1 protein-coding gene is annotated in these 1,302 nt (G+C 69.8%); it reads left to right on the forward strand.

The annotated features are described in order from the left end of the window. Positions 1–222 precede the first annotated feature (222 nt). Positions 223–1,302: glycoside hydrolase 43 family protein (locus AC1DZ6_RS25260; RefSeq protein ID WP_477099832.1), on the forward strand; the 1,080-nt coding region annotated here is incomplete at its 3' end.

Raw genomic sequence — 1,302 nt, forward strand, 5'->3', positions numbered from 1 at the left:
GCCACCTACGACGTCCTGGGGACCACCTTCTTCCTGGGCGGCAAGCTGAAGTTCTAGGAATGTCTGGCGGAAGCGTGTGTTTCTGTTCGAGCGGCGCCCCCAGCCGCTCGACGCTTCCTCCTGGCCCGGGCGCGCGCGTTCGGCGGTCCTTCCCCGCCCTGCGCGCGCCCGCGAGCCTTTCGACCGTTTTTGAGTTCGACCGCTTTTGACAGGGTCTGTGCGATGCGCGTGAAACAGCTGGGACTGGCGGGACTGTCCGCCCTTGGGCTGGCGGCGGCGGCGTTCGCGCCGGCCCTGGCCGCGCCGCCCGCCGCGACCTATCGCAACCCTATCCTGCACGCCGACTATTCGGATCCCGACGTGATCCGCGTAGGGAGCGACTACTACATGGTCGCGTCCAGCTTCCATTTCTCGCCCRGCCTGCCGGTGCTGCAGTCCAAGGACCTGGTCCACTGGACGATCCTGGGCCACGTGCTGCCAAAGCTGACCTTCGCGCCGGAATACGACCTGCCCGGCCCGGTCCCCACCGACGACACCGGCGCGCGGATGCCGCGCGACCAGCGCACGGTCGGCCAGCGCTACGCCGGCGGGGTCTGGGCCCCGTCGATCCGCCATCACGACGGCAAGTTCTACGTCTACTTCCCCACCCCCAACGAGGGGATCTTCGTCTCGACCGCCACCAAGCCGGAAGGCCCTTGGAGCGCGCCGACGGCGGTGATCGCCGAGGCGGGCCTCGAGGACCCCTGCCCCTTCTGGGACGACGACGGCCAGGCCTATCTGATCCACGGCAAGGTCGGGGCCGGGCCGCTGGTCCTCCACCGCATGGCGCCAGACGGCAAGTCGGTGCTCGACGCCGGCAAGGTCATCGTCGAGGACGCCAAGGCCCTGCCGGTGCTGGAGGGCCCTAAGCTCTACAAGCGCAACGGCTGGTACTACATCTTCGCGCCGATCGGCGGGGTCGAGACCGGTCCGCAGGCCGTACTCCGTTCACGGAACATCTGGGGCCCCTACGAGCACCGCGTGGTGCTGGCCCCCGGCAAGACGGCCTGGAAAGGTCCGCACCAGGGTGGCTGGGTCGAGACCCCGTCCGGCCAGGGCTGGTTCGTCCACTTCAACAGCGCCGGCGCCTATGGCCGCATCGTCCATCTGCAGCCGGTGTCCTGGAAGGACGACTGGCCGGTGATGGGCGAGCCGATCCCCGGCGCCGGGCCCGACGAGATCGCCGGCCAGCCGGTGGCCGAGCATGCCGCACCAGATGTTGGCGGCGCCTTCCCGCCGGTCCAGCCCCAGACCTCCGACACC

Source organism: Caulobacter sp. P1_B12_2 (genome assembly GCF_056406675.1).